Raw genomic sequence first — 5,898 nt, 5'->3', positions numbered from 1 at the left:
GGTGCGGCCGTCGGCCTCGCCGAACCCGATCCCGCCGCTGACCGTGCTGCGCAAGGGGCCGAGCGGCGTGGGCACGACTTCCGTGCCGAAAGCGACACCGATCTTGCTGGCAAGATCATAGGCCCGCTCTTCCGTCACCCGCGACATGACGATCGCGAACTCCTCGCCGCCCAGGCGAAAGGCGTCGACCCCGGTCCTGGCATATTTCCGGATGACGGCACCGAAACGGCACAGGACCTGATCCCCGACCGGGTGTCCATAGATGTCGTTCGTCCGTTTGAAGTGATCGAGATCGAACATGACGATCGCCATGAACGGGCCGAAGGTGCGCTCGCCATAAAGCGACGTCAGGCCCCGGCGGTTCATCAGCCCGGTCAACGGATCGGTCATGGTCTCGGCCTTCAGCTCGATCTGCGCCTGCAAATGGTGGAGCGAAAGCGTCAAAGCGCCGAGGCCGGTCATACAGGCCACCGCCACGACAGAGTTGAGGCGTTCAGCCCAATTGTCGGGCGCGACACCGAGCGTCCACTGCCCTTTGGCCATCAGAACCACGCCGCAAAGGGCAAACGACAACGCACAGGTGCCGCTCAGGAACGAAACCACCAGCAGGATGCGGCGATCGTGACTGCCATTGATCCAGAACATGGCCCCGATCGTCGAGAGCAGCACGGTAACCGTCGCGTAGGTGATCACGAAACCGATACCGTCAAGGCCCATGAAGGTCACGGCCGCACAGACGGCCATGGCGGCAAATGTCGGAGCAATCACACGCCTGTGGTCCGGCACACCGAGATATTGCATGGCCGAAATGCAGATGATCAGAAAACCCAGGCTGAGCAGCGCCAGCGCGATCTGGCAAAGCAGCGGATCGGGCTCCCTGGTATAGCGCCAAAACAGGATTACATGCGCGACGAGCACGAGAATGCCGCATGCCACCGTCAGCACGAATCCGGCCCGCGGCGCGGTGGCCCAGATCGCGAACATGGTGACACTGAGACAGATGCCCGACAGCGCGGCTGCGAGCAGGAGCGAACTGAAATCCAGCATATCGGGCGGGGGCCTCTCGAGCGTCGGCGGTTGCGCCGCATTCTAGGTCAGCGGCAGCCCTCGGACATGGTTTTCAGGCAATCTCTCGACCCAACCTGCGGATAGGGTTTACAAAGCGTCGATGCCACCTGTGCCGAAACCGCACCCCTGGCCGGCGCGAGGATCAACCGGCATCAGCCCTTGTTGAGCAAGGCGAGGTTGGCGTCGACAACGGTGGGATCGGCCATGCCGGCCTTCGCCTCCAGCAGCAGTGCCCTGGCCTTCGTCTTGTTGCCGCGCAACAATTGCGAATAGCCCATATTGTTGACGATCCGCGGTTTGCGGCCGGCGACTTTCAAAAGCTGGCCATAAGCGCGGTCGGCGAAGTCGAAGCGGCCGAGTTCGTCATAGGAAGCCGCAAGCCCCATCCAGGCCTCCGCATTGTCGGCCTTCAATTCGACGGCCTTGCGGAAATGCTGTTCGGCAAGACCATAATTGGCGTCGCGAAACTGCGCCTTGCCTTCCGCCAGGTCGGATGTGTCGACATCCTTGGCAGTCGGCTGGATGGCGGTTGTCTTGGTCGTGTCGACGTTGGTGTTCGTCGTGCACCCGGTGATCATCAGGACGGTTGCCATCGTGGCCACCGCCGCAAATTTTATCTGACGCATGCCCTGCCCCGTCGCCCGATTTGCCGGGTCGTTCTTCAGGGAAAGACACTACAGCACAGCGATTAAGCTTCGGTGCCGAAATGCGGCTAACTTTTAGTGTCCCGAATACCGGCCATTAACCACGGGTCGCGACGCCTCGATACCGCAGGGTTCTTACGGCTCCATGGCCCTGAGCTCGCCCGGAACCGGATAACGGCTGCCGTCATAGCGCAGCCGGTAGGTTCGGTTCACAGGTTTGCCGGGATGAGACTGGCACTCGCCATCCGTGTCGGGGGACGGCTCGTCGGTATCCGTCCGTTCGACCGCGGTGATGTCACGATAGCCGTGATGTCTCGCCGCGCCCATCGTCAGGCTGACCCGACTGGAATGAAAGGATCCCGCGCAATTGGTATCGCCTTCGCCACCATTACCGGCAACGACAAGACCATCGAGCACCATGCGCAGTGCATCGCCGGCGACGGCATAGAGCCGCAGGTCGGTTTCGCTGAAGGGATCGGCCTGCGAATGATTGGCCATCTCGATACGCAGGCCAAAGGCGGTGACACCGGGCGCCAACCCATAGCGGCCGGTATCGAATTCGATCTTGCGGATAGCGATGGCATCGTCGGTTATCAGCCCGGGCTGGAGCAAGCGCTGGCGCACTTGCTTGCTGTTCCTGTCGACGACCAGAAGCTCGATATCGCCAACATGCCCGTCGTCCCTGGATTGGGCGCTGTCGGTCAGCGGCACCGCGACCAGCAGCAGATCGTCATGGGCGGGCCAGATCTTGCAGATCAGGCGGAATGGCGAATCGCTGTCCTGAGGCGCCAAGGCGATGCTGGTGTGGGGCTCGAGCGTGAATGAGGCACCATCGGCGCTCTTGAGAGCCTTCGGATAGGCCTGCTGCACCAACGCGGCGGCATCGCCGCAATCGCCAGCCGCGGCCTGGGCGGGTGACAAGCCCGCCGCGGCGAGGCCCAGCAACAGGGTGGGCAACAGTATTCGCATGGACTTCTCGCTGATTACGGACGTTACAGGTCCAGATTGCGTGCATGTCGCGCTGATCGGTCGCGACCGGCGCGCTTTAGTGACCCGTCATTTTGACGATGATGGGAATGACGGCGATCATCAGCACCACCGGCAGGATGCAGACCACGACCGGCACGGACATCTTTGCCGGCAAGGCGTGCGCCTTCTCCTCGGCCAGCGACATGCGCTTGTGGCGCATTTCATCTGAAAACACCCTGAGCGCGCCCGACAGGCTGGTGCCGAGTTCCTTCGACTGCTGCAGGAGCGTGGCGAAGGAGCGCACCTCGTCCAGGCTGAGGCGATCGGCGAGCGCCTTCAGCGCGTCGTCGAGGCTGCGTCCCGCCCGAAGCTCCAGCGACACGAGCTGCAAATTCTGGCTGAGCGACGGATAGGTCTTGGCGAGTTCTTTCGAAACGCGCTCGACGCCCGCTTCCATGCTCATGCCGGCATCGGAGCAGACGATCATCAGGTCCATGAAATCGGGGAAGCCGTTGCGGTATTCGCGCATCTTTTCCCGAACCTTCTGGGTCAGCACCAGACCCGGCAAGAAATAGCCGGCAGCGCCCGACAGGATGATGAAGGTCCACCGGCTGGTCATGGTAGCGTCCGGGCTGGCCATCCACCGGTTGAGCACGAAGACGGCGAACGTCGTGCCGATCATTGCCGTGAACCGGATGAGGAAGAACATGCCGACGGCGCGCGGCTCCATGTAACCGGCCTGGATGAGCTTCAAACGCAGGCGGGCGACATTTTCCGGGTCGCTCTTGGCGTAGAATTCCTGCGCCCTCTTCACCGCCTTCTCGCGCACGACGCCGCTATTCTTCTTCTGCACCGGTTCGGGCTTGGCCGCCACCGGACCGTGGTCGACCTTGAGCCGGCGCTTGACTTCATTGCGGTCACCCTTCGCCGCCACCATCGGCCAGGCGACCGCGGCGACTCCGACGAGCAGCAAGAGGACCGCAACCGGCATCAGCGAGGCCGGCGCGAGCGAGGCGAGGAATTCGATGACGCTCTGCATGTCAGAACCTGAAGTTCGACATCTTGAACATGATCAGATTGCCCAGCATCAGCCAGGTAACCGAGCCGCCGATCATGTACCACGTCTTCGGCACGCCCCAGACGTCGCTGTAATATCCCGGCATCATGGCCATGATGGCGGTGAACAGCAGCGCCGGCACGGCAGTCAAAATGTAGGCCGACAAGCGGCCTTCCGTCGAAATCGCGCGCACCTTGCGGCGCAGCTTGCCGCGTTCGCGGATCGTCGTCGACAACCCATCGAGGATTTCGCGCAGATTGCCGCCCGAACTGGTCTGGATCGACACGGCGGTGACGAACAACGGCAGGTCCTCGTGGCCGACCCGGTCGAAAAGCGAGTTCAGCGCCGAGACCAGGTCGGAACCATAGGTGACTTCGTCGGCAATAACGCCGAATTCCGTACCGATCGGATCGGGCATCTCGCGCGACACCATGGCAATCGCCACCGGAACCGGATGACCTGCCTTGAGGCCCCGCGTGATCAGTTCCAGCGCCTCCGGCAACTGCATGCCGAAACGTTTCAGCCGGCGCTTGCGCATGGAGCGCATCGCCATGACCGGCAGCAGCGGCACCAGCACGACGAACAGAATGAGCCCCATCAACAGCGGCAAGCCGCGCGAGATGGCGAACAGAGTCATGGCCATCGCCACGCCGCAGGTGATCATCAGGAATTTCGAGAGTGGCATCACCATGCCCGACTGCGTGCGCAAGGCACGGAACCGGTCCGGCGAGAACAGCGACGTTCCCGCGTCGAGACCGCGCTCCTTGCGCAGTTGGATCAGCACCTGCTCCTGGCTGATCTTGTTTTCCTGAAGTTTCATGCGCCGGTTGATGGCGGTGCGCTTGTCGCTGCGGCCGGCATAGAGCAGGTAGACCGCCTCGGCGACCATGATGCCGGTCAGTGCGGCCCCGGCATAGACGACATAGATCGCGCTGAACCCGTCGAACACCCCGGCTACTCCTGCGGCCGGCCGGGTTCGAAATAGCGTCCCGGAAAGTCGATGCCCATGGCTCGCAGGTCCTCGAGGAAGCGCGGCCGGATCCCGGTTGCCTCGAAATAGCCGAGAATGCTGCCGTCGGCATCCATGCCGGTGCGCACGAAGCGGAAGATTTCCTGCATCTGGATGACATCACCCTCCATGCCGGTCACCTCGGCGACGCTCGTCACCTTGCGCTTGCCGTCGGAAAGCCGGGTCAATTGGACGATGATGTCGATGGCGCTGGCGATCTGGCTGCGGATCGACTGCACCGTCATCGGCATGCCGGTCATGCCCAGCATCTGCTCGAGGCGTGAAATGGCATCGCGAGGCGTGTTGGCATGGATGGTCGCCATCGACCCTTCATGGCCGGTGTTCATCGCCTGAAGCATGTCGAATGCCTCCTCGCCGCGGCACTCGCCGAGGATGACGCGGTCGGGACGCATGCGCAACGCGTTCTTGACCAGGTCGCGCTGTTTGAGCTCGCCATGGCCTTCGATATTGGCCGGGCGCGTTTCCATGCGCGCGACGTGCGGCTGCTGCAATTGAAGCTCCGCCGCGTCCTCGATGGTGATCAGCCGCTCGTCTTCCGGAATGAAGGCCGACAGCGCGTTGAGCATCGTCGTCTTGCCTGTGCCGGTGCCACCCGAAATGATCGTCGTCTTGCGGGCATGCACGGCCGCGGCCAGCACTTCGGCCATGTTCTGCGTGATGGCGCCGAATTCGACCAGCCTGTGCAGGCCAAGCTTGTTCTTGGAGAACTTGCGGATCGACACCAGCGGACCGTCGACGGCCACCGGGCGGATGGCTGCGTTGAAGCGCGAGCCGTCCAGCATGCGTGCGTCGACCATCGGCTGCGATTCGTCGACGCGGCGGCCGACGGCGGCCACGATCTTGTTGACGATTCTGAGCAGATGCGCCTCGTCCTTGAACGGGATGTGGACCTGCTGCAGCTTGCCTTTCTTTTCGACGAAACAGTTCTGGTGGCCGTTGATCAGGATATCGTTGATGTCGGGGTCCTTGAGCAACGGCTCGAGCGGGCCGAGGCCGACCATCTCGTCGACGATATCGTCGACCAGCGCGTCGAGTTCGGCGGTATTGATCGCCATCCGCTCCTGGCGGGTTTTTTCCGATACGAAATCATGCACTTGCCGGCGCATCTCGTCCTTGGGCAAGCGCTCCAG

At 62.6% G+C, this 5,898-nt stretch carries 6 protein-coding genes; all 6 read right to left on the bottom strand.

The annotated features are described in order from the left end of the window. The coding region (locus EOA36_RS24955) for a GGDEF domain-containing protein (protein WP_145969294.1) at positions 1–1,047 on the bottom strand (1,047 nt) is incomplete at its 3' end. 173 nt (positions 1,048–1,220) lie between these two features. After that, positions 1,221–1,694 (bottom strand): hypothetical protein, encoded by a 474-nt coding sequence (locus EOA36_RS24950; RefSeq protein ID WP_127279842.1) that lies wholly within the window; start codon positions 1,692–1,694, stop codon positions 1,221–1,223. Positions 1,695–1,847: 153 nt separating this feature from the next. After that, positions 1,848–2,681 carry a hypothetical protein gene (locus tag EOA36_RS24945; protein ID WP_189522126.1) on the bottom strand — a complete coding sequence of 278 codons (834 nt, stop codon included), beginning with the start codon at positions 2,679–2,681 and terminating at the stop codon, positions 1,848–1,850. A gap of 76 nt (positions 2,682–2,757) precedes the next feature. Beyond that, positions 2,758–3,720: a type II secretion system F family protein gene (locus EOA36_RS24940; RefSeq protein ID WP_127279841.1), complete on the bottom strand. Its 963-nt coding sequence runs from the start codon at positions 3,718–3,720 to the stop codon at positions 2,758–2,760. 1 nt (position 3,721) lies between these two features. Further along, positions 3,722–4,687, bottom strand: coding sequence for a type II secretion system F family protein (locus tag EOA36_RS24935; RefSeq protein WP_127279840.1), 966 nt, complete (start codon positions 4,685–4,687; stop codon positions 3,722–3,724). Positions 4,688–4,692: 5 nt separating this feature from the next. Next, positions 4,693–5,898, bottom strand: a 1,206-nt coding sequence (locus EOA36_RS24930) for a CpaF family protein (RefSeq protein ID WP_145969293.1), incomplete at its 5' end; no start/stop codon positions are given.

The organism is Mesorhizobium sp. M8A.F.Ca.ET.021.01.1.1 (assembly GCF_003998025.1).
In the GTDB taxonomy this organism is placed as follows: domain Bacteria; phylum Pseudomonadota; class Alphaproteobacteria; order Rhizobiales; family Rhizobiaceae; genus Mesorhizobium.
The sequence above is the reverse complement of the archived record's forward strand: the minus strand, read 5'-3'. Positions and strand labels throughout refer to the sequence as shown.